General features: G+C 69.0%; 22 protein-coding genes. 10 read left to right on the forward strand and 12 right to left on the reverse strand.

The annotated features are described in order from the left end of the window. Positions 1–41: 41 nt before the first annotated feature. Both AB0280_RS14365 and AB0280_RS14370 read left to right on the forward strand, forming a co-directional pair. Positions 42–836, forward strand: a complete 795-nt coding sequence (locus tag AB0280_RS14365) for a 3-hydroxyacyl-CoA dehydrogenase (RefSeq protein WP_366367605.1) — start codon at positions 42–44, stop codon at positions 834–836. Further along, the gene (locus AB0280_RS14370; RefSeq protein ID WP_159633378.1) at positions 833–2,038 is read left to right on the forward strand and encodes an acyl-CoA dehydrogenase family protein; all 1,206 of its coding nucleotides are present in this window, start codon (positions 833–835) and stop codon (positions 2,036–2,038) included. Before AB0280_RS14365 ends, AB0280_RS14370 begins: the two co-directional genes overlap by 4 nt. A 12-nt stretch (positions 2,039–2,050) precedes the next feature. On the opposite strand, the gene AB0280_RS14375 is transcribed toward AB0280_RS14370, so the two are convergent. Next, a complete protein-coding gene (locus AB0280_RS14375) occupies positions 2,051–2,893 on the reverse strand; it encodes a DUF1684 domain-containing protein (protein ID WP_366367606.1) in 843 nt (280 codons plus the stop codon). 91 nt (positions 2,894–2,984) lie between these two features. Here AB0280_RS14375 and AB0280_RS14380 point away from each other — a divergent pair, with 91 nt between their 5' ends. From AB0280_RS14380 to AB0280_RS14390, 3 genes are all read left to right on the forward strand, one after another. Continuing rightward, positions 2,985–3,524, forward strand: coding sequence for a hypothetical protein (locus AB0280_RS14380; RefSeq protein ID WP_366367608.1), 540 nt, complete (start codon positions 2,985–2,987; stop codon positions 3,522–3,524). Between the two features lie 113 nt (positions 3,525–3,637). Beyond that, positions 3,638–6,445, forward strand: coding sequence for a phosphoenolpyruvate carboxylase (gene ppc / locus AB0280_RS14385; RefSeq protein WP_366367609.1), 2,808 nt, complete (start codon positions 3,638–3,640; stop codon positions 6,443–6,445). Between the two features lie 91 nt (positions 6,446–6,536). Then, on the forward strand, positions 6,537–6,842 hold the full coding sequence (locus AB0280_RS14390) for a hypothetical protein (protein WP_366367610.1): 306 nt from the start codon (positions 6,537–6,539) through the stop codon (positions 6,840–6,842). Here AB0280_RS14390 and AB0280_RS14395 read toward each other — a convergent pair. Beyond that, complete coding sequence (locus AB0280_RS14395) at positions 6,839–7,462, reverse strand: DedA family protein (RefSeq protein WP_366367612.1); 624 nt, start codon at positions 7,460–7,462, stop codon at positions 6,839–6,841. The genes AB0280_RS14390 and AB0280_RS14395 overlap by 4 nt on opposite strands. A gap of 34 nt (positions 7,463–7,496) precedes the next feature. Here AB0280_RS14395 and AB0280_RS14400 point away from each other — a divergent pair, with 34 nt between their 5' ends. Then, positions 7,497–8,027, forward strand: coding sequence for an O-acetyl-ADP-ribose deacetylase (locus tag AB0280_RS14400; protein WP_366367614.1), 531 nt, complete (start codon positions 7,497–7,499; stop codon positions 8,025–8,027). Here AB0280_RS14400 and AB0280_RS14405 read toward each other — a convergent pair. Then, complete coding sequence (locus AB0280_RS14405; protein ID WP_366367664.1) at positions 7,999–8,991, reverse strand: RluA family pseudouridine synthase; 993 nt, start codon at positions 8,989–8,991, stop codon at positions 7,999–8,001. The genes AB0280_RS14400 and AB0280_RS14405 overlap by 29 nt on opposite strands. 120 nt (positions 8,992–9,111) lie before the next feature. Between AB0280_RS14405 and AB0280_RS14410 the strand changes: the two genes are divergently transcribed. Both AB0280_RS14410 and AB0280_RS14415 read left to right on the forward strand, forming a co-directional pair. Continuing rightward, positions 9,112–9,747, forward strand: a complete 636-nt coding sequence (locus AB0280_RS14410) for a helix-turn-helix domain-containing protein (RefSeq protein WP_366367615.1) — start codon at positions 9,112–9,114, stop codon at positions 9,745–9,747. Then, positions 9,744–10,436 carry an SRPBCC family protein gene (locus AB0280_RS14415; RefSeq protein ID WP_366367617.1) on the forward strand — a complete coding sequence of 231 codons (693 nt, stop codon included), beginning with the start codon at positions 9,744–9,746 and terminating at the stop codon, positions 10,434–10,436. Before AB0280_RS14410 ends, AB0280_RS14415 begins: the two co-directional genes overlap by 4 nt. Positions 10,437–10,474: 38 nt before the next feature. Here AB0280_RS14415 and AB0280_RS14420 read toward each other — a convergent pair whose 3' ends face one another. Further along, entirely contained in the window at positions 10,475–11,986 is a 1,512-nt protein-coding gene (locus tag AB0280_RS14420) for a PLP-dependent aminotransferase family protein (RefSeq protein WP_366367618.1), read from the reverse strand. Positions 11,987–12,046: 60 nt separating this feature from the next. Here AB0280_RS14420 and AB0280_RS14425 point away from each other — a divergent pair, with 60 nt between their 5' ends. Continuing rightward, positions 12,047–12,667: a YczE/YyaS/YitT family protein gene (locus AB0280_RS14425; protein WP_366367620.1), complete on the forward strand. Its 621-nt coding sequence runs from the start codon at positions 12,047–12,049 to the stop codon at positions 12,665–12,667. A gap of 18 nt (positions 12,668–12,685) precedes the next feature. Here the strand turns inward: AB0280_RS14425 and AB0280_RS14430 are convergent, their stop codons facing one another. From AB0280_RS14430 to AB0280_RS14455, 6 genes are all read right to left on the reverse strand, one after another. Beyond that, positions 12,686–13,516, reverse strand: coding sequence for an Fpg/Nei family DNA glycosylase (locus AB0280_RS14430; protein ID WP_366367622.1), 831 nt, complete (start codon positions 13,514–13,516; stop codon positions 12,686–12,688). Next, positions 13,509–18,638 (reverse strand): DNA glycosylase AlkZ-like family protein, encoded by a 5,130-nt coding sequence (locus AB0280_RS14435; protein ID WP_366367623.1) that lies wholly within the window; start codon positions 18,636–18,638, stop codon positions 13,509–13,511. Before AB0280_RS14435 ends, AB0280_RS14430 begins: the two co-directional genes overlap by 8 nt. A 126-nt stretch (positions 18,639–18,764) precedes the next feature. Next, on the reverse strand, positions 18,765–20,315 hold the full coding sequence (locus AB0280_RS14440) for an FAD-dependent oxidoreductase (RefSeq protein WP_366367625.1): 1,551 nt from the start codon (positions 20,313–20,315) through the stop codon (positions 18,765–18,767). 235 nt (positions 20,316–20,550) lie between these two features. After that, entirely contained in the window at positions 20,551–21,207 is a 657-nt protein-coding gene (locus AB0280_RS14445; RefSeq protein ID WP_201302466.1) for a DUF4232 domain-containing protein, read from the reverse strand. 101 nt (positions 21,208–21,308) lie between these two features. Beyond that, positions 21,309–22,055: a YcnI family protein gene (locus AB0280_RS14450; RefSeq protein WP_307487890.1), complete on the reverse strand. Its 747-nt coding sequence runs from the start codon at positions 22,053–22,055 to the stop codon at positions 21,309–21,311. 79 nt (positions 22,056–22,134) lie between these two features. Continuing rightward, a complete protein-coding gene (locus AB0280_RS14455; protein WP_307487892.1) occupies positions 22,135–22,767 on the reverse strand; it encodes a hypothetical protein in 633 nt (210 codons plus the stop codon). Between the two features lie 181 nt (positions 22,768–22,948). Here AB0280_RS14455 and AB0280_RS14460 point away from each other — a divergent pair, with 181 nt between their 5' ends. After that, complete coding sequence (locus AB0280_RS14460; RefSeq protein ID WP_366367626.1) at positions 22,949–23,296, forward strand: hypothetical protein; 348 nt, start codon at positions 22,949–22,951, stop codon at positions 23,294–23,296. A 78-nt stretch (positions 23,297–23,374) separates the two neighbouring features. Here the strand turns inward: AB0280_RS14460 and AB0280_RS14465 are convergent, their stop codons facing one another. Together AB0280_RS14465 and AB0280_RS14470 are read right to left on the reverse strand one after the other, a co-directional pair. Continuing rightward, positions 23,375–24,019 carry an NADPH-dependent F420 reductase gene (locus tag AB0280_RS14465; protein WP_366367628.1) on the reverse strand — a complete coding sequence of 215 codons (645 nt, stop codon included), beginning with the start codon at positions 24,017–24,019 and terminating at the stop codon, positions 23,375–23,377. 197 nt (positions 24,020–24,216) lie between these two features. Then, positions 24,217–25,932 carry a thiamine pyrophosphate-dependent enzyme gene (locus AB0280_RS14470; protein WP_366367630.1) on the reverse strand — a complete coding sequence of 572 codons (1,716 nt, stop codon included), beginning with the start codon at positions 25,930–25,932 and terminating at the stop codon, positions 24,217–24,219. Positions 25,933–25,939 lie beyond the last annotated feature (7 nt).

Below are 25,939 nucleotides of genomic sequence, written 5' to 3' on the forward strand. Positions count from 1 at the left end.
AGGCCGTGCCGCGGCGTGGGGACACGCATCAAGGAGGATGTATGGACATCAAAGGCAGCGTCGCACTGGTGACAGGCGGGGCGTCAGGGCTGGGCGCAGCCACCGCGCAGAGATTGTTCGACGCCGGCGCATCCGTCGTGCTCGTTGACCTGCCGTCCTCAGACGGCCAGGCAGTGGCCGACGAACTCAACGGCCGCGCCGCAGCCGGCCAGTCCGCCATCTTTGCCCCCGCAGACGTGACCAGCGAAACGGACGTCCGGGCCGCCGTCGGGACCGCCGCAGGGCTGGGACCGCTGCGGATCGTGGTGAACTGCGCGGGGATCGCCACCCCGGGCAAGGTCTTGGGACGGGACGGCGTGCTGCCGCTGGAAACGTTCAGCAAGGTCATCCAGGTCAACCTGATCGGGACTTTCAACGTCCTGCGCCTGGCGGCCGAGGCCATGGTGGCCACCGAGCCCGCCGCCACCCCGCTGGGCGGCCCGGAACGCGGCGTCATCATCAACACCGCCTCCGTGGCTGCCTTCGACGGGCAGATCGGCCAGCCTGCATATTCTGCTTCCAAGGGCGCCGTGGCCGCCATGACGCTGCCGATTGCCCGCGAACTGGCGCGCTCGCTGGTCCGCGTGGTCACCATCGCCCCGGGCATTTTCGAGACTCCCATGATGGCCGGCCTGCCCCAGGAAGCGCAGGACTCGCTGGGGGCGCAGGTACCGCACCCGTCCCGGCTGGGCAAGCCCGCGGAATACGCCAACCTGGTGGCGCACATCGTGGACAACGCCATGCTGAACGGTGAAACCATCCGCCTGGATGGCGCCATCCGGATGGGACCGAAATGAGCGCGCCGGACGTATCGCAGCTGCCGGCGGCGGACTTCTTCGCCGTCGAAGCAACACTGGACCCGGCCGAACGGACCAAGCTCGCCGAACTGCGGGACTTCCTGGCAGCCGAAGTGGCACCCTACGCCGGGGACTGGTGGAACAAGGCCGAGTTTCCCGCGCACATCCTGCCCAAGCTGGCGGCCCTGGAACTCAGCACGCCCGTCCACCGCGGCTACAGCCACCTCTTCGCCGGGCTTGTCATTGCGGAGATAACCCGGGTGGACACCTCCCTGGCCACGTTTTTCCTGGTCCACCACGACCTCTTCGTCGAGTCCCTGCACACCTTCGGCACCGACGACCAGAAACAGCGGCTGCTGGCCGACGCCTCGGAACTGCGCACTACCGGCGCGTTCGCCCTCACCGAACCGCTGCACGGCTCGGACGTGGCGGGCGGCCTGGAGACCCGCGCCCGGCGGATCTCCTCCACCACGGGAGAAGCGGACGACGCCGGCGACACCTGGGTGCTGAACGGGGCCAAACGCTGGATCGGCAACGGGACGTTCTGCGACTACATGCTGGTGTGGGCGCGGGACGAGGCGGACGGCTCGGTGCGGGGCTTCATCGTGGACGCCACCCTGCCGGGGGTCAGCCGGAGCAGGATCGAGAACAAGATCGCCCTGCGCACCGTCCAGAACGCTGACATCGAGTTCCGCGACGTCAGGATTGCCGAGGCGGACCGGTTCGGCGGGATCAGCAGCTTCGAGGACACCAAGGAACTGCTCCGCAGCTCACGGATTATGGTGGCCTGGCAGGCGGTGGGCCAGCAGCTGGCGGCCTTCGACGTCGCCCGGCAGTACGCCGTGGAACGGCAGCAGTTCGGCCGCCCGCTGGCCCATTTCCAGCTGATCCAGCAGCAGCTGGTGACCATGCTGGGCAACACCGTGGCCAGCATGTCCATGATGGCCGGGATCGCCAGGCTGCAGGAGGAGGGCGCCGCCGGCATGCCGCAGGTGGCGCTCGCCAAGTCCTACCTCAGCGCCCGCATGCGTGAGACGGTGGCGCTGGGCCGGTCCATCCTGGGCGGAAACGGGATTGTCACCGATTACCGGATGGCCAAGATCTTCGCCGACGCCGAGGCCATTTACACCTATGAGGGCTCGTTCGAGGTGAACACCCTGATCGTGGGCCGGGCCATCACCGGGATCTCAGCCATTTCCTGAGCTTCCCGGGCGCTACGCGGGGTAGGGCTCTTTCTCGCCGGCCTCCACCCGGATGTCGAGGCTGTTGTTCTTCACCGGCATGGGGCAGGTGCCGTAGGGGGTGAAGGCGCTGGGGTAGTTGATGGCCCGGTTGAAGTCCAGCACCACGGAGCCGTCCGGCCGGGGCCTGGGGAGGGAGAGTTTCCGCCACTCGTCCGTGGTGTCGCCGTTGGTTTCGTCGTGGAACGTGACGGTCAGGGCGCCGAGTTTCTCCTCCTCCGCCTGGAGCCGGAACTCGTGGCTGCTGCCCGTGAGGCGGAACACCACCTCGCCCACGCTGCGGTGCACGCCGTCAACCAGCGGGTTCGCGGTCCCGATCGGCACATCCACCGGTGCCGGGTAGGGCTCAAACCTGCCGGTGACCTCCCAATCGGGGTTGTACGGAAAGGTGGGCACGCCGTCGAACTCCGTAAAGACGGGCGATGCCGCGTCCCGGGTCCGGATCGCATACCGGCCGCCGCGCATGGCCAGCTCCACCACCACCTGGTCCCCGTCCGGGCCGCCGAACTGCACCCACATCAGCGATTCCTCGTCCGCCAGGACGGCGGATACGGTGCCGTCCACCGTTTCCCCTGTCTCCACCAGCGTGAGCCCGTCCGACGGAACCGCGGTGAGGAACGCCGTCGAGCCCGTGGCGTCACTCGACCACAGGCCGGGGGCCAGTTCGACGGCGGACGGTGAGTCTTCCAGCCACTGGAAGGACGTGAGGGTAAGCCACCCGTGCGGCGTTGCCAGGGCCTTGTTGCGGTTGGCGCGGAAGCGCTGCCAGCGCTCCTCCCTGGCGGCTGGAGCGGCGGCTGCTGGGGTGGTGGTCATGGTTCCTTCCGGTTTCGTCTGCCCCCGCTACAACTGCCGGCCAGGCATGTTCATTCCACCGCTGATTCCTTTATCCGGGTTGAATGGAGAGGTGGACATTTTTGCGGGAGTGAATCGGGAGTGGCTTGCCGCGCTCACCTGGCTGGCGGCCGCCCTTGCCGCCGCGGGCGTCCTGGCGTGGCGCCGGCGGCGGCCGGACCTCGCAGCGCCCGCCGGCGTCGCCGTCTTCATGGCAGCCAACGTGGGCGCCGGCATCTACGTCCTGAACCACCTCGCGGACGGGCGCTGGGGCGGGGACGCGCAGGCGAAACTCGCCCCGCCCGAACTCTCCGGGACCCCCGTGGTGGGCCAGTTCCTGCAGCCGCTCGACGGAGCCATGGCAGGCATGGCCGGCGGCGTCAACGATTTCATCGACTTCCGGGCCGCGTTGCCGGTGGCACTGGATTTCTTCGCGGCCGCCGGCTGGGCGCTGGCCCTCCTGGTGCCGCTGCTGCTCACGGCTGCCGTGGTCCAGGCCGGGAGGGCCCGGCGCCGCACGGCGGAGGCAGCCGCCTGGCAGGACGAGGTGCAGAACCTACGGGCTGAGCTCGACGCCGTCAAACGGCATGTGGGGTACCGCGACATCTTGTGAGACGGATTCCACTGACCCACGGGTCCGGGGGTAGCATCTTTAGCTAGTAACGTGGCTCACAGTATCCAGCGCAGTGTACGAGCCAAGTCCAAATCCCTCGAAAGATTGTTTCAATGGCTCACACTGCAACACCTCCCGAAACCGATCTTGCCTCCGAACTGCGCGCGGACGTCCGGCGTGTGTCCACCCTGCTGGGTGAATCGCTGGTCCGCCAGCACGGACCGGAACTCCTGGACCTCGTGGAGCAGGTCCGGCTCCTGACCAAGGAATCCAAGGAAGCAGCGCGCGGCGGTGCCCACGCTACCGGGCCCTGGAGCGCGCACGACGTCGTTGCCCAGGTCCGCGAACTGCTCGGCTCCCTGCCCATTGAGCAGGCAACCGACCTGGTGCGCGCCTTTGCCTTCTACTTCCACCTGGCCAACGCCGCCGAACAGGTGCACCGCGTCCGCGGCCTGCGGACCCGGGCCGAAAAGGACGGCTGGCTGGCCAAGACCGTGGCGGACATCGCCGCGCAGGCCGGACCGGACGTGCTGCAGGAAGTGGTCAACGGCCTGGACGTGCGTCCCATCTTCACCGCCCACCCCACCGAGGCGTCCCGCCGCTCCGTCCTGGACAAGATCCGCAAGCTCTCCGACGTCCTGTCCCAGTCCACGGCCGAAGGGTCCACGGCACGCCGCCGGCAGGACCGGCAGCTGGCAGAGATCATCGACCAGATGTGGCAGACCGACGAGCTGCGCCAGGTCCGGCCCACCCCCGTGGATGAGGCCCGGAACGCCATCTACTACCTGGGCGGCATCCTCACGGACGCAATGCCGGAAATGCTGTCCGAGCTCTCCGAACTGCTGGGCGAGCACGGCGTCACCCTTGCTTCCAAGGACGCCCCCATCCGGTTTGGCTCCTGGATCGGCGGTGACCGCGACGGCAACCCGAACGTCACCGCGGCCGTGACCCGCGAAATCCTGCAGATCCAGAACCAAAGCGCCATCCGGATCAGCATCGGCATGATCGACGAGCTGATTTCCATCCTGTCCAACTCCACGGCCCTGGCAGGCGCGGACCAGCCGCTCCTGGAGTCCATCGACGAGGACCTGAAGAAGCTGCCCGGCCTGGACAAGCGGGTCCTGGAGCTGAACGCCCAGGAGCCGTACCGGCTGAAGCTCACCTGCATCAAGGCCAAGCTCATCAACACGGGCAAGCGGGTGGCCGCCAACTCCAACCATGAGCACGGCCGCGACTACAGCGGAACCGAGGAGCTCCTGGCGGACCTGAACCTGCTGGAACTCTCGCTCCGCAACCACTCCGCGGCCCTGGCGGCGGACGGCTCCCTGGCCCGTGTCCGCCGTGCCATCGCCTCCTTCGGCCTGCACCTGGCCACCCTGGACATCCGCGAACACGCAGACCACCACCACGACGCCGTCGGCCAGCTGATGGACCGGATCGGCGGCCCCGGCCTGCGCTACGCCGAGCTGAGCCGTGAGGAACGCTTCGAGGTGCTCGGCTCCGAGCTGGCGTCCCGCCGTCCGCTGTCCGGCCACCCGATCAAGCTCGACGGCGCCGCCGACGGCACCTACGACGTCTTCCGCGAGATCCGCCGCGCCCTGCGCATGTACGGCCCCGACGTCATCGAGACCTACATCATCTCCATGACCCGCGGCGCGGATGACGTCCTGGCCGCGGCCGTCCTGGCCCGCGAAGCCGGCCTGGTGAACCTCTTCGGCGACAAGCCCTACGCCAAGCTCGGCTTTGCGCCGCTGCTGGAAACCGTGGAGGAACTGCGGGCCTCGGCCGAGATCGTCGACCAGCTGCTCTCCGACCCGTCCTACCGTGAGCTGGTGCGCCTGCGCGGGGACGTCCAGGAAGTGATGCTGGGCTACTCGGACTCCAACAAGGAATCCGGCGTGATGACCAGCCAGTGGGAAATCCACAAGACCCAGCGCAAGCTGCGGGACGTCGCCGCCAAGCACGGCGTGCGCGTCCGCCTGTTCCACGGCCGTGGCGGTTCCGTGGGCCGTGGCGGCGGGCCCACCTACGACGCCATCCTGGCCCAGCCCAACGGTGTCCTGGAAGGCGAAATCAAGTTCACCGAGCAGGGCGAAGTCATCTCGGACAAGTACTCCCTGCCGGAGCTGGCCCGCGAAAACCTGGAGCTGTCCCTGGCCGCTGTGCTGCAGGGGTCTGCCCTGCACCGGAACCCGCGGACCTCCGAGGACCAGCGAGAGCGGTACGGCCACGTCATGGAAGCCATCTCCGACGCCGCCTTTGACCGGTACCGGAAGCTGATCGACCACCCGGACCTGCCCGCCTACTTCATGGCCTCCACCCCGGTGGAGCAGCTGGGCTCCCTGAATATCGGTTCCCGCCCGTCCAAGCGTCCGGACTCCGGCGCCGGCCTGGGCGGCCTGCGCGCCATCCCCTGGGTATTCGGCTGGACCCAGTCCCGGCAGATCGTGCCCGGCTGGTTCGGTGTGGGCTCCGGGCTCAAGGCCGCCCGCGAAGCCGGGCACTCGGCCCAGCTGGTGGAGATGATCGACCACTGGAACTTCTTCAAGTCCGTGCTGTCCAACGTTGAGATGACGCTTGCAAAGACGGACATGGATATCGCCGGCTACTACGTGTCCACCCTGGTCCCGGAGGAACTTCACCACCTGTTCCGCACCATCCGGGAAGAGTACGAACTCACGGTAGCCGAGGTGCGCAAGCTCACCGGCGAGAACATCATCCTGGATGCCCAACCCACCCTGAAACGCTCCCTGGAAATCCGCGACCAGTACCTGGACCCCATCAGCTACCTCCAGGTGGAACTCCTGCGCCGCATCCGCACTGAGGGCGGGATCAGCGGGGCCGAGATCGATGAACGCCTCCAGCGGGCCATGCTCATCACCGTCAACGGGGTGGCGGCCGGCCTCCGCAACACCGGCTGATTCTCCAGTTGCTCCATCACGTGTGGTCCCTGACAGACGCTGTTAGGGACCGCACGTGATGGCGCGTCCGGGTTTGGATAGGGTGGAGGGCATGCCTTCCTTCCAGACCCGCCTCAAGATCACCGGGCTCCGGCCGGGCAATCCGCCGGAAGCCGTGATGGACACGGCCGTGGAGGTGCTCGGCACCCGCCACCATGTGGAGGCGCACCAGCTGCAGATCGCCGGGGGAGTGCCGGAGCTGAACCTGCGCTTCCTCGTCGAGGCCAGCGAATACAACGGCGAGAACCAGCAGGCGCGGGAGTCGGCAGCCATGATGCGCGACGCCGTCGAACACGTTGCGCTGACGGGCCCGCTCAGCGTGCTGCGGCGCAGCCGCGGCAAGTGGCTGCCCGTCTAGCCTGCGTCGGGGAGGGGCTCCTCCTCCACCGGGGAGCGGTCGCCGCGGCGCCGGGTGACCAGGATCCCCACGACAGCGCCGATGAGCAGTCCCACCGCCACCCCGATCAGGGAGCTTGCCCAGAACGGCAGCTTGGTGGTTGACCCGGTGAAGTAGCCCAGGCCCACCAGCCAGCATGCCCACAGCACGGCACCCAGGGCCGCGCACAGGCTGAAGCCGCGGACGGACACGTTGGCCACGCCGGATGCCGCCGAGGTGGCGAGCCGTCCGCCGGGAATGAACCTGGCGCCGATGATGGTGCCGTAGGTGGAGGAACGGCCGGCCTTGGCCAGCGCCGCGTGGATGCCGCTGTGGACCCGCCGGCCCCACTTCCAGCGGTCCAGCACATGGCTCAGCCGCCGCCGGAAGAGGTGGAAGACCACCATGTCGCCCAGCCAGGACGCCACGGCGGCGAGCACCAGTACCAGGAATACGTTGGCCCGGCCGTCCGCGGACAGGGCGCCCCCGGTGATCACCAGCATCTCGGAGGGGATGGGCGGAAAAATGGCATCGCCGATCACCACGGGGATGACCCAGAAGTAGAGGGCCGTCCCCCAGCTGTCAACGCTGCCGAAGTCCATTGCCACAAGGTACCGCACTTGGGAAACTGGCGGCATGCGGATCTCGGTTCTGCGGGGCGACATTACGCAGCGGCGCGTGGATGTGGTGGTGAATGCTGCGAACTCCTCGTTGCTGGGCGGCGGGGGAGTGGACGGGGCGCTGCACCGGGCGGCAGGGCCGGAACTGCTCGCGGCATGCAGGGAGCTGCGTGCCAGCGGGCTTCCGCATGGCCTCCAGACCGGAGCCGCCGTGGCAACACCTGCCTTCCGGCTGCCGGCCCGCTGGGTGATCCACACGGTGGGGCCCAACCGGCACGCAGGACAGACCAACCGCGTCCTCCTGGTCTCCTGCTTCAGCGAAAGCCTGCGGCTGGCCGAGACCCTGGGGGCGCAGGACGTGGCCTTTCCCGCGGTGGGCGGCGGAGCCTACGGGTGGAGTGCCGCGCACGTGGCGCAGGCAGCGCTTGAGGCGCTGACGGGGTTCCGGACCGCCCATCCGGCCAGCGGGCTGGAGCTGGTGGAGTTCGTGCTGCACACCGCGGAGATGGAGGCGGTGTTCAGGGACGTGCTCGGGCCGCTTCGCTGAGCTCCAGGCTGCTGCGGTATTCCACGGGCTTTCCCGAGATCGGGTCAACGAACCGGATGCCCCGTGCCAGCAGCTGGAGCGGCCTGGCGTAGTCGTCCGGGGCCTTGTCCAGCAGGTCCGGATAGAAGGCATCGTTGACGATTCCCAGCCCCAGCGAGGCCATGTGGACCCGCAGCTGGTGGGTCTTGCCGGTGTGGGGTTCCAGCCGGTACCTGGCCAGGCGCTGAGCTGTACCGATGGCGCCTGTACCGGTGACGCCGGTGCCGCCGGCACCTGCCGGTGCGCCGCCGTCGAACGTTTCCAGCCGCTCAATCCTGGTCTCTGCGTTCGGTTCGCCGTCCACGACCTCCGCCAGCAGGTAACTGCGGGACTTGGTCATCCGGTTGCGGACCACCACGGGAAAGTCGACGGCGGGGTGCCCCGGCGCGGGCTCGGCAGCGGACACACACTCGTACTCCTTCTGCACCTGCCGCTTCTCGAAGAGCACCTGGTACTTGCCCCGGGTCTGCGGGTTGGTGGAGAAGAGCAGCACGCCGGCCGTCATGCGGTCCAGCCGGTGCATGGGGATCAGGTCCGGCAGGTCCAGCTGGTTCCGCAGGCGCACCAGGGCGGATTCCTGGATGTACGTGCCTCCCGGTGTGGTGGGCAGGAAGTGGGGCTTGTCCACCACCAGCAGGTGGTGGTCCTGGTGCAGGATGCTCAGTTCCACGGGAAGCCGCGTTTCCGGCGGCAGGGTGCGGTAGTACCAGATGAAGGTGTGCTCCTGCAGCGGCGTGGCCCGGTCCAGGGGGATGCCGCCCTCGCCAACGATCTCCCCGGCGTCGAACCTGTCCTCGATGCCCTGCGGGTCGATGTGGCCCCAGCGGTGCATCATGTAGTCCATCGCGGTCTCCCACGGGCCCTCCTCCGGAAGGCGCAGGCGCGTGGCATTGACGCCGTCGCGGACGGGGAGGGGGGATTGCATCACCGCTCCATTCTACCGGCGCCGGATTAGCCGGTCTGGCCCGCAGCCGGCCGTCCGCGCCCTCCTCCGACCATAAAAAAGTTCTTGACAAGAAAAGTTGTCGGTGGGCACACTGGAGGCATGCAGGACATTGCAGTCATCGAGGACCCGGCAGCCGCCGAAGCATCCCTGGATCCCATCCGTACCCGGATCCTGCGGGAGCTGGTCCAGCCGGCCTCGGCCACGCAGCTGGCAGTGCGGATCGGCCTGCCACGGCAGAAAGTGAACTACCACCTCAAAGCGCTGGAGCGGCACGGACTGGTGGAACTCGTGGAGGAGCGCCGCAAGGGCAACGTCACCGAACGGGTCCTGCAGGCAACCGCCGCTTCCTACCTCATCTCGCCGTCAGCGCTCGCCGCCGTGTCCCCGGACCCAGTCCGGTTCGCGGACCGCTTTTCGGCGTTCTGGCTGCTGGCGCTCGCCGGCCGGATGGTGCAGGAGGTGGGAAAGCTCATCGCCGGCGCCGCCGCGGCCCGGCAGAAGCTGGCCACGTTCGCGATCGACGGCGAGATCACCTTCCGCACGGCGGCTGACAGGGCCGCGTTCGCCGAGGAACTCGGCGTCGAAGTCACGCGGCTGGTGGACAAGTACCACGACGCCGGCGCACCACCCCGTGGGCGGCGGCACCGGCTCGTGGTGGCGCTGCACCCGGCCCTGAAAGAGACCAATGCCGTCACGGCAACCAACGAAACAGCAGGCAAGGAGCAGGACAAATGAGCGACAAACGGGACTTCGAGATCGTCCAGGACACCGAGCTGCCCGGCACCCCCGAGCGGGTGTGGGAAGCCGTCACCAACGGAACGCCGGCCTGGATGTTCCCCACGGACCAATGGCCGGCAGTCAAAACCGTTGAGGAATACCCCCACCACCTGGTGTCGCGGATGGAGGGGCCGGACGGCTGGTTCAACCAGCTGGAGCACGTGCTGGAGCCCCTGGACGGCGGCCGCGCCTGGCTCCACTACGTCCACAGCGGCATCTTCGCGGACAACTGGGACCAGCAGTACGACGGCGCCAGCCGCCACACCGAGTTCTACCTGCACACGCTGGGCCAGTACCTGCAGTACTTCGACGGCCGCCCCGTGGTGTTCACCGACATCCAGGCCCCGGCGGCATCCCAAACACCGGACGGCTTCACCCGCCTCCGTGACGCGCTGGGCGCCGGTTCCGCGGAGCGGGGCGCCACGGTCGATGTGGAGCTCGACGGCGTGGGGCGGCTTACGGGCGACGTGGACTTCGCGAACGAGCACTTCCTGGGCATCCGAACCCCGGACGCGCTGTACCGGTTCTTCGGCCGCAACGCATGGGGTGCCCCCGTGGGCATGACGGTGCACGATTTCAGCGGCGCCGGCGGCACGGAGGCCACCGACAAGGCCTGGGGCGGCTTCCTGGAGCGCGTGTACGGGTAGCTCCCGCTTCCCGCTCCGGCGCTTCCAGGAGCGGCCGGTCAGGCGATGGCGACGGCGGGAGCCTGGGTCAGTGAGCGCCGCAGCTGGGGTGCGGCGTCCAGCCGGTCCTGGGCCGCCCGCAGCGCCAGGATTGCCGTCTCGAGCTTGTCCGGCGGGAGGGTGAATGGCAGCCGCAGGTTGCGTTCAAACGCGCCGCCGATTCCGAACCGGGGCCCGGCCGCCAGCCTGATGCCGTATTCCGGGGCCAGGACGGTCAGGGCCGTGCTGATGGGGCCGGGCAGCCGGCACCACACGGAGAGGCCGCCGGCGGGCGGCGCCACCTGCCACGTGGGAAGGTGCTCCGCGAGGAGGCCGAGCAGTGTGGACCTGTTGCGGCGCAGCATCTGCAACAGTGCGGGCAGGGGCTCCTCCAGTGCCCGCACCAGGTGTGCTGCCGCGAGCTGTTCCATGACGGGCCCGCCCAGGTCCAGGGTGGTCCGGGCCGCGGCAAACCGCTGGATTATGGACTCCGAGGCACGGATCCAGCCGGTGCGCAGCCCTCCCCAGTGGGACTTGCTCAGTGATCCGATGGACACCACGGTGCTGCCGAAACCCGCCAGGGGAGTGGTGGCAACGCCGTCGAGGTTGAGGTCACGGAGCGTTTCGTCCGCCACCAGCACGGTTCCGGCCGCGGCGGCCGCGCGGGCCAGCCGGCGGCGCTGGGCATCGGGCATGATCATGCCGGTGGGGTTGTGGAAATCCGGGACCAGGTAGGCGAGTTTTGGCTGCTGCTGGACCATGGCGGCTTCCATCGCGGGCAGGTCCCAGCCGGAATCGGCGAAGGCCACCGGCACGGGGCGGCACCGGGCGGAACGGATGGCATCCAGCGCGTGCGGGTAGCTGGGGTGCTCCACCAGGATCCGGTCCTGCCGGTCCGCCAGGGTTCGGATGATGATGGTCAGGGCGTGCTGGGCGCCGGAGGTCACCATGATCTGGCCCGGTTGTGTCGGCACGCCGGCCGCTGAGTACCGGTCTGCCACCGCCTGCCGCAGCGGCAGCAGTCCCAGGGCGTCATAGCCGAATCCGGGAAGCAGTGCCGGCAGCTCCGTCAGTGCCGCGGCGAAGGCCCGGTGCACCACCTCACCGCTGGCGGGCAGCGCCGAATAGGCCAGGTCCACCAGCCCTCCGGGCGCCGTAAGCCCGGGCGCCGTAAGCCCGGGCGCGGTGAGTCCGGGTGCTGCCAGCGGGCCGGTGGAAGGCGGCTGCGGACCAAAAAGTGCCGGGCCGAACGGTGTCAGTTCGGGGATGCGGGTCTTGCCGCGGCTGCCCTGGCCGCTGCTCAGGAAGCCTTGCTCCCGGAGGCTTGCGTAAGCCGCAGTGACAGTGGTCCGGCTGACCGCCAAGGTGGAGCACAGTGAACGCTCGCTGGGCAGGGCGGTATCCAGCGGGATGCGGCCATCCAGGATCAGCAGCCGCACCACGTCAGCCAGTTCGCGGTACGCGGGCCCGGTGCCCGTGTTCCACGGGCCAAGGAGGCGGGACAGTGCGAGGGCGGTAAGGGCGGCAGCCATGTAGCCAGTATTTCAGACTGGCTATGTAATTCAATGCCAGTTGGCTGCGAGTATGGTTCCATGATGACCCGCAGACTTGTCCAGCTCTTCACCGGCCTCGCCATGTACGGCATCTCCCTGGCCATATTCATCCGCGCCGGCCTGGGCCTGGACCCGTGGGACGTGTTCCACCAGGGCCTGGCCAACCGGAGCGGACTAAGCATCGGCGTGGTGGTGATCGCCGTGAGCTTCCTGGTGCTGCTGCTGTGGATCCCCCTGCGCCAGATGCCCGGCTTCGGAACGCTTTGCAACGCCATTCTGGTGGGCGTCTTCGCGGACATCGGGCTGGCCGTGATCCCGCCGGTAACCCACCTGGCCGCCCAGATCGGCCTCCTCGCAGGTGCCATACTGGTTAACGCCGTGGCCTCGGCACTCTACATCGGCGCCGGCTTCGGGCCAGGCGCCCGCGACGGCCTGATGACCGGGCTGGCCCGGCGCACCGGATGGACCGTCAGGTTCTCCCGCACGTTGATCGAGGTCACCGTGCTGGCCGCCGGCTGGCTGCTGGGCGGCTCGGTGGGTGTGGGTACCGTGGTCTACGCACTGGCGATCGGTCCACTGGTCCATATCCTGCTGCCGCGCTTCATGGTGGCGGCCAGTCAGTCCAGCACCGTCAAGGAACCCAGCGCGTCGACCTGTTGACCTCACCCCTGCAGCACGTCAGGCGGGCGGGGGCTGGCACTTCGGGCAGAAATAGATGTCCCGCTCCTCTTCGCCGTTCGGCTTCCCCAGGAGTCCACGCTGGATGGGCGTGCCGCATTTCAGGCACGGCCGCCGTTCCCCGCCGTACACCCAGTAGCCGGGCCTGCCGGCCATCCTTCCCACCGGCAGCCCGCGGGTGTTGAGGACGGTGACGCGGCGCCCTGGACCCAGGTTGACCTCCAAGAGCTGCTTGGCGTCCGTGATCATGGTCCGCACGTCCGCGACGTCCGATACGGGAGTTGCCGGATGCACACCCGACAGGAAGCACGCTTCGCAGCGGTAGATGTTTCCGATCCCTGCGAGGTTCCGCTGGTCCAGCAGCGCGACGCCGATGGGGACCTCGGGGCGGGACCTGATGCGGCGTTCGGCCTCGTCCGGGTCCCAGTCCGGGCCCAGCAGATCCGGGCCAAGGAAGCCAACGATCGAATCCTCGTTGGCGGTGGCCACCACCTCCACGATTCCCAGGGAGAAGCCGACGGCGTCAGCGACGGCCGTGCGCAGAACGCACCGGGCGGTGTAACCCGGCTTGCGCCACCTCCCGCCGGGCGGGTAGACCTGCCAGGCGCCTTCCATCTTCAGGTGCGAGTGGATGGTCAGCCTCTTGTCCTCCGGGCTGACCACCCTCATCAGCAGGTGCTTGCCCCTGGGGATCACCTCATCGACGGTCCAGCCGGACAGGTTCAGGGTGGCGAACCGGGGCACGCGGAAGTCCGAGGCAGTCAATGTCTGTCCCGCCAGGGCTTCATGCAGTTGGCGGGCGGCCCGCCAAACGGAATCCCCCTCAGGCACGGATCCTCAGTCCCTTCGGCGTGGAGTAGGCGCCGGCGGAGCTGAGGGCGACGGCGACCGGGGTGTCCAGGATTCCGTGCCCGTTCACCTTCTCCATTATCAGCTTGTCCACTGCTCCCCGCGTCACCACACCCACCAGCGCCGCACCTGCCGCCGCCAGGACGGCGTCGTCTTCGCTGAAGGCCAGCAGGGTCTTGCCGCCGCGCTCCACGTAGAGGATTAGCGCACCGTCCACCAGGACAACCAGGGCCCCTGCCTTCCGGCCGGGCCGGTGGCCGGTACCGGCATCCGTCTGCAGGGCCGGCCAGGGGAGGGCCGCACCGTACGGGTTGGCGGGATCGGTGGCGGCGAGGGCCAGGGCCACGGGTTCGGCCTTGGCCAGCTGGGTGTCCTCCGAGTAGGAACGGAGCCGGTCAACGGTGGCCGGCACCGCGAACTGGGCGGCGCCGAGGTGCTCGATAAAGTAGCCGCGGCGGCAGCGGCCGGCTTCCTCCAGCCGGGCCAGCACCTTGTACATGAGTCCGAAGCCGCCGAGGATCTGCTCAGCCATGACGGAGCCCCTGGTGACCACGCCGTAACGGTCCAGCAGCAGTTCCGCGGTGGCACGGGCGTGGATGGTGGCATCGAGTTCAGGCTCGGGCAGGGCGGACCAGCGGCCCGCCGCGGTGGGCGGGGTGGAGGCCCCCTGCGATCCGTACCGGCCCCCGGCCAGCCCGGGGGACCCCATCAGGCCGGTGCCATGGGAACGGCCCAGGCGACTGAGCCGCGGTGCCCTGGCCCGGGGTGCGCGGGCCACCTGGCGGTGGGCTGTGTGGCCACCGGCAATCAGTGCCCGGACAGGGGCGAACGTGTCCCCGGTGATCCTGCCGGCCCAGGCAAGGTCCCAGAGCGCAGCCACCACTTCCTGGTCGCTGAGGACGGCATCCATGCCTCCGGCCACCTCGGTCAGCTGGCGGAAGAAGTACCCGCCGCCGTTGTTCCGCAGGTGCTCCAGGAGCCGTTGGCCGGCGTCCCCCGGTTCAAACTCGGGTGATGGGTTGAGCGTCAGCTCCACCGAATCCGCCAGGTGAAGGCTGATCCAGCCGTCATTCCCCGGAAGTGCGCCGGCCCCGGACCACAGGACCTCGCCGGCAGCCATCAGTTCATCCAGCATGGCCGGCTGGTAGTTGGACACCCGCGTGGCCAGCACCAGGGGTTCCCAGGCCGAGGCAGGAACGGGCACACCCGAGAGCTGGTCGATGGCGGTGATGATGCCGTCCAGTCCCCGCAGCGAGGGCTGGCCGCGGCCACCGCCCGGGGTCCTGACATGCTGCCATGCCGGCAGGAAGCGTCCGTAGGCGGCGGCGTCCACCGGTTCCACTTCCGCGCGCAGGGCGGCCAGCGAACGACGGCGGAGCTTGCGCAGCACCTCGGCGTCGCACCATTCGCTGGCGATGGTGTGCGTGGTGCCGGCGGGGGAGCCGGCCGCAGGGGTGGGCAGTTCCTCTGTTGCCTGGGTACCGGCCTCAAGGCCGGATTCCTGCGCGGACTCCCGGGCCGATTCCTGCGCGGCGCCGTTCTTTGGCCCGTCCTGTGGTGGGGAGCCCGGGTGTGCGGCGCCTGGCGTGGTGACGTGCGGCCGGAATTCGCCCTCCACCACGCGGCCGTCGGCCGCAAGGCGTTTCAGCGCGGTGCCCACCACTGCCACGCCCAGGCCCAGGCGGGCCGCTGCCTCCGCCGCGGTGAAGGGGCCGTGGGTGCGGGCGTACCGGGAGACGAGGTCGCCCAGGGGATCGGCAACCGGCTCAATGAAGGCCAGCGGGACGCCCATGGGCAGCGGCACGCCGATGGCGTCGCGGAGGCGGGCTGCGTCCTCCACGGCCGCGAAACGTTCAACGCCACCGATGTTGACCTTGATGGCGCGGTTGGCCCGCTGGAGGGTGGCCAGGTGGGCTGCCGCTTCCGCCACGGTGGCGGAGGGGGTTTCGGCGCGTGGAGCCTCCACGGGGTCAACCACCGGTTCGGCGGATTCATTGACTACGGGTTCGGCGGCCTCAACCACCGGGCTTTCGGCAGGTTCCAGCCGCAAAGCGGCCTCCTCAGGATCCAGCGGGCCCAGCAGCCGCAGCAGGTCCGCCATGCCTTCCATGCCGCGGGCACGGCGGTCCGGGGCAAGGCGCTGCAGCTCGCGTTCGGTGGCGTCGATGACCTTGGCGTCCAGGAGTTCGCGCAGCTCCACCCGGCCCAGCAGCTCGTTGAGGAGCGTGGAGTCCAGCGCCAGGGCGGCGGCACGCCGCTCCGCGAGCGGGGAATCGCCCTCGTACAGGAACTGGGCCACGTAGCCAAAGAGGAGGGACTTCGCGAACGGCGAGGGCTGCTGCGTGGTGGTCTGCACGATCCGCAGTTCGCGCCGCTCCACGGACGCGGCGATGTCCTTCAATGCCGGCAGGTCGTAGACGTCCTGGAGGCATTCGCGCACCGTCTCCAGCACGATGGGGAAAGTGGGGTATTTCCTGGCCACGTCCAGCAGTTGCGCCGACCGCTGGCGCTGCTGCCACAGGGGCTGGCGTTTGCCGGGGGTCTGGCGGGGCAGCAGGAGCGCACGTGCGGCGCACTCGCGGAAGCGGGAGGCGAACAGGGCGCTGCCGCCTACCTCGGCCGTGACAATCTGTTCCAGTTCTTCGGGATCGAAGAGGAACAGCTCCGCGCCGGGCGGCTCGTCCTCCATCATGGGCACCCGCAGCACGATGCCGTCGTCGGCCGCCATGGCCGAGCCGTCCAGGCCGTAGCGCTGGTGGAGCCGCTGCCCCACGGCCAGGGCCCACGGCGCGTGCACCGGCATGCCGAACGGGCTGTGCAGGATGACGCGCCAGTCGCCCAGTTCGTCGTGGAACCGTTCCACCACCAGCGTGGTGTCGCTGGGAACCACCTCGGTGGCCTGTTTCTGCTCGGTGAGGTACTGGATGAGGTTGTTGGCGGCGAAGTCGTCCAGGCCGCTGGCCTTGCAGCGTTCGGTGGCAGGGCCGGCGTCGGACGCGGACAGTTCGCGGACAAAAGCGCCCAGCGCGCGGCCCAGGTCCACCGGCCGGCCCAGCGAATCACCCTTCCAGAACGGCAGCTTGCCGGGCTGCCCGAACGCGGGGGAAACCAGGACGCGGTCGTGCGTGATGTCCTCGATCTTCCAGCTGGTGGCACCCAGGGCAAAGACGTCGCCCACCCGTGACTCGTAGACCATTTCCTCGTCCAGCTCGCCCACGCGGCGGCCACCCTTGGGTGCGCGCGCCGGTTTGCCGTCCTCGGAGGGGGAAGCGGATCCCTCCTGTTCAGTGCCGATGATGTAGACGCCGAACAGGCCGCGGTCCGGGATGGTGCCGCCGGACGTCACGGCCAGGCGCTGGGCTCCCGGCCGGCCCTCGATGGTACCGGCGTTGCGGTCCCAGATGATCCTTGGCCGGAGCTCGGCGAATTCGTCGGACGGGTACCGCCCCGCCAGCAGGTCCAGGGTGGCCTCGAAGGCCGACCGGGGGAGGGACGCGAAGGGCGCCGAGCGCCGGACGGTGCTGAACCATTCCTCCACGTCGATGCTGCCCAGTGCCGTGGCGGCAACGGTCTGCTGGGCCAGGATGTCCAGTGGGTTGGCAGGGATGCTGAGCCGCTCGATCTTGCCGTCCAGCATGCGCTCCACCGTGATGGCCGTGTGGACCAGGTCAGCGCGGTGTTTGGGGAAGAGGACGCCCTGGGAGATTTCGCCCACCTGGTGCCCGGCGCGGCCCACCCGCTGCAGGCCGCTGGCCACCGAGGGTGGCGACTCCACCTGGACCACCAGGTCCACGGCGCCCATGTCGATGCCCAACTCCAGGGACGACGTTGCCACCACGCACCGCAGCCGTCCGGACTTGAGGTCGTCCTCGATGAGCGCGCGTTGGTCCTTCGATACGGAACCGTGGTGGGCGCGGGCCAGTACGGGGTCCGCGCCGGCGGAGCTTCCGGCCTGGGCCATCATGTGGGCCGGTGTAGCGGTTGACGCGGGAATGCCCGACGCCGGTCCATCCGCAGTGCCGGGCGCGGCCGCCTGCCCTTCCGCGCCGGGTCCGTCCCAGCCGCCGCCCACCGCGACCAGCTGGCGCTCGGCGTAGATCTCGTTGAGCCGAGCGGTGAGGCGTTCGGCGAGGCGCCGGGAGTTGGCGAAGACGATGGTGGACTGGTTGGCCAGGACCAGGTCCACGATCTTTTCCTCCACGTGCGGCCAGATGGACGCCTGCGGCTGGAGCCCGGACGCGGGACCGGAATCGAAGGCACCGGCGGCGCCCTGCAGGTCCGACATGTCCTCCACCGGGACGGAGACCGTCAGGTCCCAGTTCTTCCGGGCCGGCGGCGCGACGATCTCCACGGGAGCCGAACCCGCAAGGAACTGCGCCACGAGTTCCCGGGGCTCCACGGTGGCGGATAGCCCGATGCGCTGTGCGGGTTTGGGCAGGAGCGCGTCCAGCCGTTCCAGTGATACGGCAAGGTGTGCTCCACGCTTGGTGCCGGCCACGGCGTGGACCTCGTCGATGATGATGGTGTCCACCTCGGCCAGGGTCTCCCGGGCCTTTGACGTGAGCATGAGGAACAGCGATTCGGGGGTGGTGATGAGGATGTCCGGCGGGTTGCTCAGCAGCCCGCGGCGCTCCGCTGCGGGCGTATCCCCGGACCGGACCCCCACGGTGATCAGCGGGGCGGGAAGCCCAAGCCGCTTTGCGGTCTGCGTGATGCCGATCAGCGGGGACCGGAGGTTCCGTTCCACGTCCACACCCAACGCCTTCAGCGGCGAAATGTAGAGGACGCGGGTCTTACGCTTGGGCGCCCGGGCGCGCTTGCCTTTCGCGGGCACCTCCGCAGCGACAGGCTCAGGGGCGTGGGACGCAGACACGAGGAGCCGGTCCAGCGCCCAGAGGAAGGCCGCGAGGGTTTTTCCAGAGCCGGTGGGAGCCACCACCAGCGCATGCGAGCCGGAGGAGATGGCGTTCCAGGCCCCGGCCTGTGCCGGCGTTGGCTCCGAAAACGCGCCGAGGAACCAGTCCCGGGTGGGCCGGCTGAACTGGCCCATGGGCGCTGCCATACCGGAGGCGCTACCGCCGGCAGGACGCTGTTCCTGGTTCATGCCTCCATCATGCCCCAAGGCACCGACACCCAACTCCGCGTTTGGTCCCGGCTCCGCCCCCAGCAGAAACCGGCCTGATCCAAACCACGATGCCGCTTACTGATGTCCCGCGTAATGCAGCCCCGCTCACGCGGTCCCAGCCTGCGGCAGGTCCTTGGTGGCAGGGCCCTCAAGCAGCTTGCCCTCGTTCGTGAAACGCGAGCCGTGGAGGGGGCAGTCCCACGTCTGTTCATTGTCGTTCCAGTGCAGGATGCCGCCCAAGTGGGTGCAGGCCCCGGACAACCTGCAGGTGCTTCCGCCAACGGTGGACACTGCCACCGGCCGATTGCCGTCGCGGTAGACCTTGCCGTGGCCTTCGGCCGGGGCAGTGGCCGGCTCCCCGGGAGCGGGCCAGGAAGCCCGGTCCTTGCCCCGCTTCAAGCCATCGAGCCTGCGGCCCTCGGCGGCCACCTTCCCCCAGTCAGAGGCCAGCCTGGCTGCCACACCGGCGTTCAGCGCGACGGCGGAGAACGCGCCGGCCGGTGACGTGACGCGGTGGTGGATGGTGTCAGCCCACGGCACCTGGCCGCCAAGGATGTCCGCCGATATGCCCAGCGCGGCGGCGACGGCGTTGGTCATTCCCCACTTGTTGTAGCCGGTGCCGAAGTAGATCTGGCCCTTGCCCCGGGGGAGCTTGCCGAAAAACGGCATGAGGTTGGTGGGCATGTAGTCCTGCGCGGACCACGTGTGGGTGGTGGCAGCGCCGGGGTAATGCTTTCCCGCCCAGTCCAGCAGCCCGGCGAGGTGCGCCTTCTCGGAGTCCGTCCTGCCCACGTGATGGCCGTGCCCGCCCACGAGCAGCAGGTTCTTCCCGTCCACCTCGTAGTCGCGGAGCGAGTGGGTGGGCTGTTCGACGGAGATGTACATGCCCGGCGGCGGCGCCTGGTCCTCCTGCAGTTCCAGCGCTGCCGCGTACGAACGGGCCGGCTTCAGCTTGGCGAAATAGAGGCCGCGGTCCAGGACCGGGATACCGGTGGCGAGCACAACCTTGTCCGCCCTGACACTGCCCCGGTCGGTCCGGACGGCGGAGGGCGCGTCCCCGGTGACGTCGCGAAGCCGCACGCCGCTGACGATGCGCCCGCCCCGGCTCCGGATGTCCGCCACCAGCGCGTCGAGGACATCCATCGGGTTGATTTGGGCCTGGTCACGCAGGCGGACGGCGCCGTGGACGGGAAACGGCAGGCCGGCGTCGCGCACGTAGTCCACGTCCAGTCCCGCGGTGCCGGCGGCGCTCATCTCTTCCCGCAGCTTCTCGGTGCCCTGGGCGGACGCAGCGTAGGTGTAGGCGGTGCGGCGCTGGAAGGGCACGTTTTGTTCTGCCAGGTAGCGCAGCAGCCACGCCTGCCCCTCCCGGTTCCCGTCCACGTACGCCTGCACCTGTTTCTGCGAATACTGGCGGGCGAGCTGGGACAGGAACGTGCCCTGCAGCAGGCTTACCTTGGCGGTGGTGTTGCCGGTGGTCACGGCGCCCGGGGAACGGGCCTCCAGTACCAGCACGCTTTGCCCGGACCTGGCCAGCAGCAGGGCGGTGACCAGCCCGGTGAGCCCTGCACCCGCCACCACGGTGTCGTACCTGGAATCCGGTTCGAACGGATCAGAGGCAAAGGGAGCCCTGCGGTCCAGCCAAATCGACGTCATGCCAGTCCAACCTGCCTTCGGTCCACAACCCTCACAAGCTTCGTGATGGGTCCGTTATGCACCCCTGCTATCCGCGGCGTATTTGCTAAGTGTACTTACGATATTGGGGTTTAAGCACGACATCGTCCCCCTGCTCCTGGGCGCTGCCGACGCCGGCCCAACCGGGCGCGAAGGCGGCCCGGCTTGATAGCCGGGCCGCCTTTGTGTCACGGGGCCTTCCTGCGGGGCAGAGCGGTCAGGCGGGCTGGAATGCCCCGATGCTGAGCAGGGTGATTTCGGCGTTGCTGCAGGCCGTGGTGGGCTTCGGGATGAACAGTGAGTCGGTGTCCTCCGGCGGGTAGATCCGGTAACCGGCGGCGTCCACGACCATGCAGCCCTGGTAGTTGCGGGCCTGCGTGTAGCGGAGGACGGCGGTGCCGGTCTGGCCGGGAGCCAGGAGGACGTCCACGACGCCGGCCGAATCGTCCCGCGTGGCCGGTGCGCCGATGGGGGCTCCGGCGGCGTCCGCCACCAGGGAGACGCCGGCGTATCCCCGGAGGATGCAAGGGTCGGAACCCTTGTTGGTGAGGTTGAGCTTCATGTAGACACTGCCTGCCGCGCCGCCGCCGGATGCATCGGTGGCGGCGGTGAGCCCTGCCGCCTTGCACAGGCCGGGTTCCCCTGCCGCCGTGGTGCCGGGGGCCGGGGAGGCCGGGGTGGAGCTGGCGGGCGCCGACGATGCCGGAGGCGGCGTGGACGCCGTTCCCGTGGGGGACTGGCTGGCCTGCCCGGTGGCGGGCGACGTGGTCGTCTGGGACTGCGGCTGGCTTGGACCACATGCGGTGAGCAGCAGTGCTGACGCTGCTATCGCCGTCGTCATGGCAAACCCCTGGGAAATTTTCTGAGACCTCATGGCACCACCTTCGCGGTAGCCGTTGCCCACGTCAACGATGCCGCATGCACTGGCAGCAATTTGATGCCCGGATCGTGATGATCCGGGCATCAAATGCGTCCTTACTGGTTGCCGGTTGCCGCGTCACCGGCCGGTGCGCGGCGTCCGCCCCTGGTCCGGAGCAGGGCCGCGCCGCCAAGGACCAGCCCGCCTACTCCGGCGGCGAGTCCGGTCCAGCTCCGCGCCCCGGCCCCGGTGTCGGTCACAGCCGCCGCCTGCCCGGTTACATGTGCTGCACCGGCCCCGTGGGCATCACCGGTAGCCGCGGCGGTGAGGGTGATCGAGGGTGCTGGCGCCTTCAGGTCGTGCGGGTCCTGGCCGTCGGCGGCGACCTGGGACCAGTCCGTCTGGCCGCTTTCGCAGGTCTGCAGCGTGGGGAAGTGCAGGGTTGCGCCGGCACTGTCCGGCAGGTGCACGGACAGGACCAGGGCGTCGCGGAGCTCAGGGCTCAATGGCGTTTTGGCGGTGTACACAATCTGGCTGGTGCGCTTGGTGATGCTGGAACCGTCGGAAAGCTTCCGGGGTTCGGTGAACTGCTCGGTCACCTTCTCTGCGGTCCAGTTGGGATTGACCGTGGGCTGGGCATCGTTCAATTCCGGGGGCAGCGTGATGGCCACCTTGGTGGTGGGGGACGTGTCGCAGCCGTGCGGGATCCCGAACGTCAGCAGTGCGTAAGAGCCGGCGTCGGTCTTGTCCGGCGTCACGCCAACGTGTGCGGAGGCGCCGGCAGCAGCGGCGAGCAGCAGAACGGCTGAGCCTGCGGCGGCTGCGGAGGTGGTCAGGGTACGGCGAAGAACTGGGGTTGTCATGGGTTGCCTTTCGGGCGCACGCCCCTGGACGGGGGGGCAAAAGTCTGGTCCCCGGCGCCGGGAGGGCCGGTGCCGGGCTTTAAAGAGCGGGTACGACGGCGGAAGGCGGGCCGCGCCGGCTGTCCTGGCGGAGGTTGCGCCAGGGGGAGCGGCGCAAGGGGGCGTGCCTGAACAGCCCGTCCAGGCGGACTGCGGGGAGCGGCGCGAGGGGGCGGGGAAGGCCCGCGAAGGGCCGGAGCCAGCCGGCCAGTGCCCACAGGGCGGTTTCACCTTTGGCGAGAAGCAGCGCGCAGCCCAACGTTGCCGCCGCATGCGCCCCGAGCATCAGGGGCGCAAGCCCGGGGTCCGCCGGGCTCAGGTGTTCGGCGAGGGGAGCAAAGCCGTGCAGGGCAAGCAGGCTGTCACTGTGCAGGTGGGCCGGCTCCGGACCGGGTGCTGCGCCGGGAAGGGGGCTGGAGAAGGCGGTGAGGAGTTCGTGCAGGGCAAGCTGGCCGCCGCCCAGGAGTGCGCCGATGGCGGGGAAGGAGAGCCGGAGCCGGGTGGCGACAGTGCTGGCCAGTGCGGTCAATGCCAGTACCGCGAGGAGGATGACGGGGGCCGGCAGTTGGCCTCCGCCGGCCACGTGGGCGCCGGCGGCCAGTGCCAGGGTGCCTGCCGCCAGGGTTGACGCGCGGAGGAGGTGGAACGGTGACCGCGGGAGGGGATCACGCACGGCTGCTCCTCCTGCTGTCAGCCGGCGCTGCAGGTTGCGGGGCCGGTTCCGATTGCCGGTCCGGAACAAAGGGTCCGGCCTTCAGGATTCTACCGGCCACGCCGCAGTGCCCGGGCCTGTGACGGCGTTGAGGGCGGCGTTAGACTGCCAGCGTACGTGTTGGCGATCGAAGGAGAAGTTCATGGACTACACCGGAAGCCAGTCGGAGAAGGTCGTTCACGCCGGTGAACTGGGCCGGAGCCATATTGGGCAGACAATCAGCTTCCAGCCGAACGAGTTCACCGTCGTCTTCGGGAAGCTCGCAGGCATCGCACGGACGGAAGCGATGGTCTACCTGTCCCTGGCGGGAGTGGGAAGCGGCACCCACCTGAAGGACGAATACGATCTGCCCCTGACCCATGAGGTTTACGTGCCGGTGGACGTCATTTCCAACGCGGAATCCACCATCAAGGACCTGTTCGGAAAGGTCCAGGAGAACCTCCGCGGGGCCGGCCACAAGGGCGGCGAGGACCGGACGGACCGGCTGTAGCCTGGGGAAAGCGACAAAGGGAAGGCCGGCACATTCGTGCCGGCCTTCCCTTTGTCTTCCAGCTGCATACCTTCCCGGTTACGCCGCGGGAACGAACCTCAGGGCAGAGTTCCACTGGAACTGCGGCAGCTGCTCATTGGCTGAGAGCAGGATGTTCAGGAAACCGGTCTGTTCCAGCTGCCGTGCGCGGCGGAGCGGTCCCACCATGATGGGGGTCAGGCCGGCGGCAGAAGCGAAGGCGGCCACGGCGGCGACAGCGTCGTCATTGTCGCCGGCAACCAGGACGTCCAGCGGCTGGCCGGCCACCTTGCCCGCACCCAATGCGGCGGCGAAGGTGGTGTTGAACGCCTTGACCACCGTGGCTCCGGTGGTCTTCTGCAGTTCTTCCGCGGCGGAGCTGCCGGCGGGAACGGAGAGGCCTTCAAAGGTGGAGAAGTCCACCGGGTTGGTGATGTCCACGTAGACCTTGCCGTCGAGGCTGTCGCCGTAGCGGGCCACGATGTCCTTGGCGGCGTCGAAGTACACCGCCGGGATGACGATGGAACCGGTGATGGCGTCGCCCAGCACGCCGGTGCTCACCTGCCCTGTGAATTCCGCGGCCAGGGCGTCGGCCTTGGCCTTGTCCCCGTGGGCCAGGATCTGGACGCTGTTGCCTCCGGCGACGGCGCGGGCTGCAAGTCCGCGGGCCATGTTGCCGGTGCCAATGATGGTGATGTCAGTCATGATGTTCTTCTTTCCAAAGAGGCGGGATAGGAAATTCACTGAAGTCCTTCGTTGAAATGCCCTTACTTGAAGCTTCAACTACAGCACTTGCCGTTCTATTCCGCCGACCGGCAATTAAACCCAAACGGACGACGGCGGGAGGTCCCGCCGTCGTCCGCGTCACCGGATGAAGCCTGCCGCAGCAGCGGCAGGTTGCCTCAGTACGCCTTGACGCGCTGCTCCACGATGAGGTGGATGAGGGCAAACACCCCGTCACGGTCGATGGCCGCCAGCGCGGCATCCAGGGCGGCCGGCACGTCGCGGTCCTCCGTGACGGTGATGCCGAACCCGCCGAAAGCCCTGGCCATCAGGGCGAAATCCGGGTTCTTCAACTGCGTTCCGGACACGCGCTGCGGGTAGTGCCGTTCCTGGTGCGTGCGGATGGTGCCGTACTCCTGGTTGTCCATGACCACCACCAGGGGCGTTGCACCGTACTGGGCGGCGGTGGCGAGTTCCTGCCCGTTCATGAGGAACTCGCCGTCCCCCGCGATGGTCACCACGCGCCGCCCGGGCTCAGCCAGGGAAGCGGCGATCGCGGACGGTACTGAGTACCCCATGGAGCCGTTGCGGGCGCTGATCATGGACGCGTAGCGGCGGGTGGGGAAATACCGGTGGGCCCAGTTGGTGTGTTCCCCGGCCCCGAACGTCACCATCGCGTTCCCGGGAAGACGGGGCACGAGGTTGGCCATCAGGGTGTCCATCCTCGCCTGGCCCGGAGCCGGCGCCGCAGAAGGGAGCGCCGCGAAGCTTTCCTGCTCGGCGCGCATCCTGGCGGTCCAGTCCTTCCACTCCTCATTGACCGGGAGGTCGATGCCCGCCAGGTCGCGGACGAATGCGTCCGGTTTGGCCAGGATCTGCCGTGACACGGGTCCGGACCGCCCGCGCAGCGACGGGTCCGCCGTCACCAGGAAGTTCTTCTTGCTCCAGTCCTGGCGGCACACGAATCCGTCAGTGATCACATCTCCCGGCACCGTGCCCACGAACACCAGGAGGTCGGTCTCCTCCAGGAGGTCATACGTGGGGCGCGGCCGGCCGTACCCGATGGGCCCCACGTAGGACGGCGAATCGAAGGACACCGTGCCCTGCGTGCGCCATTCGGCGGCGGCCGGGATGTGGTGCCGCTCCAGCCAGGCGGTGAGCTGTCCGGCTGCCTCCTGCGTCCAGTCGTTGCCGCCGGTGACGAAGAGCGGCTTGCTGGACTCGGCCAGGGCAGCCTTCAGCGCCGCGGAGTCCGTACCGCTCAGGCCCCCGGCGGCTACGGGTATGGCGGGGTGGAGGACCGGGCTGACCTGCTGCCGGATCACGTCCTCCGGCAGGCCGACAACCACGGGCCCGGGCCGTCCGCTCATCGCCGCAAACATGGCCTCGGCCACGATTTCGGAGGCCCGCTCCGGATGGTCCAGGACCATGACGCGCTTGGCGCCGGTATCGAACCAGGACTTGATGTCGAATTCCTGGAACGCTTCACGGTCCCGGTGGGCAAACGGGATCAGGCCCACGAAGAGCAGCATGGGGGTGGAGTCCTGCCAGGCGGTGTGCAGGCCCACATGCGCGTTCGCGGCCCCCGGCCCCCGGGTGACCATCGCGACGCCCGGCCGTTGCTGCATCTTGCCGTCCGCCTCCGCCATGTACGCGGCCCCGCCCTCATGCCGGCAGACGATGGTTTCGATGCTGGACTGGTGCAGGCCGTCCAGCACGTCGAGGAAGCTCTCGCCGGGAACCACATAGGTGCGTTCCACGCCGTGGGCCACCAGGGAATCGACGATGACGTGGCCGGCGGATTTGAGGGCGGGCGCCACACGGTCCTGGTGGTGGACGACGGCGGCAGGCTGGGGACGGGAGGTGGTCAGGGTGGGCTGCGGCTCTGGTGTCATGGTCTTT

It is taken from the genome of Pseudarthrobacter sp. 902506025 (assembly GCF_040702325.1).
In the GTDB taxonomy this organism is placed as follows: domain Bacteria; phylum Actinomycetota; class Actinomycetes; order Actinomycetales; family Micrococcaceae; genus Arthrobacter.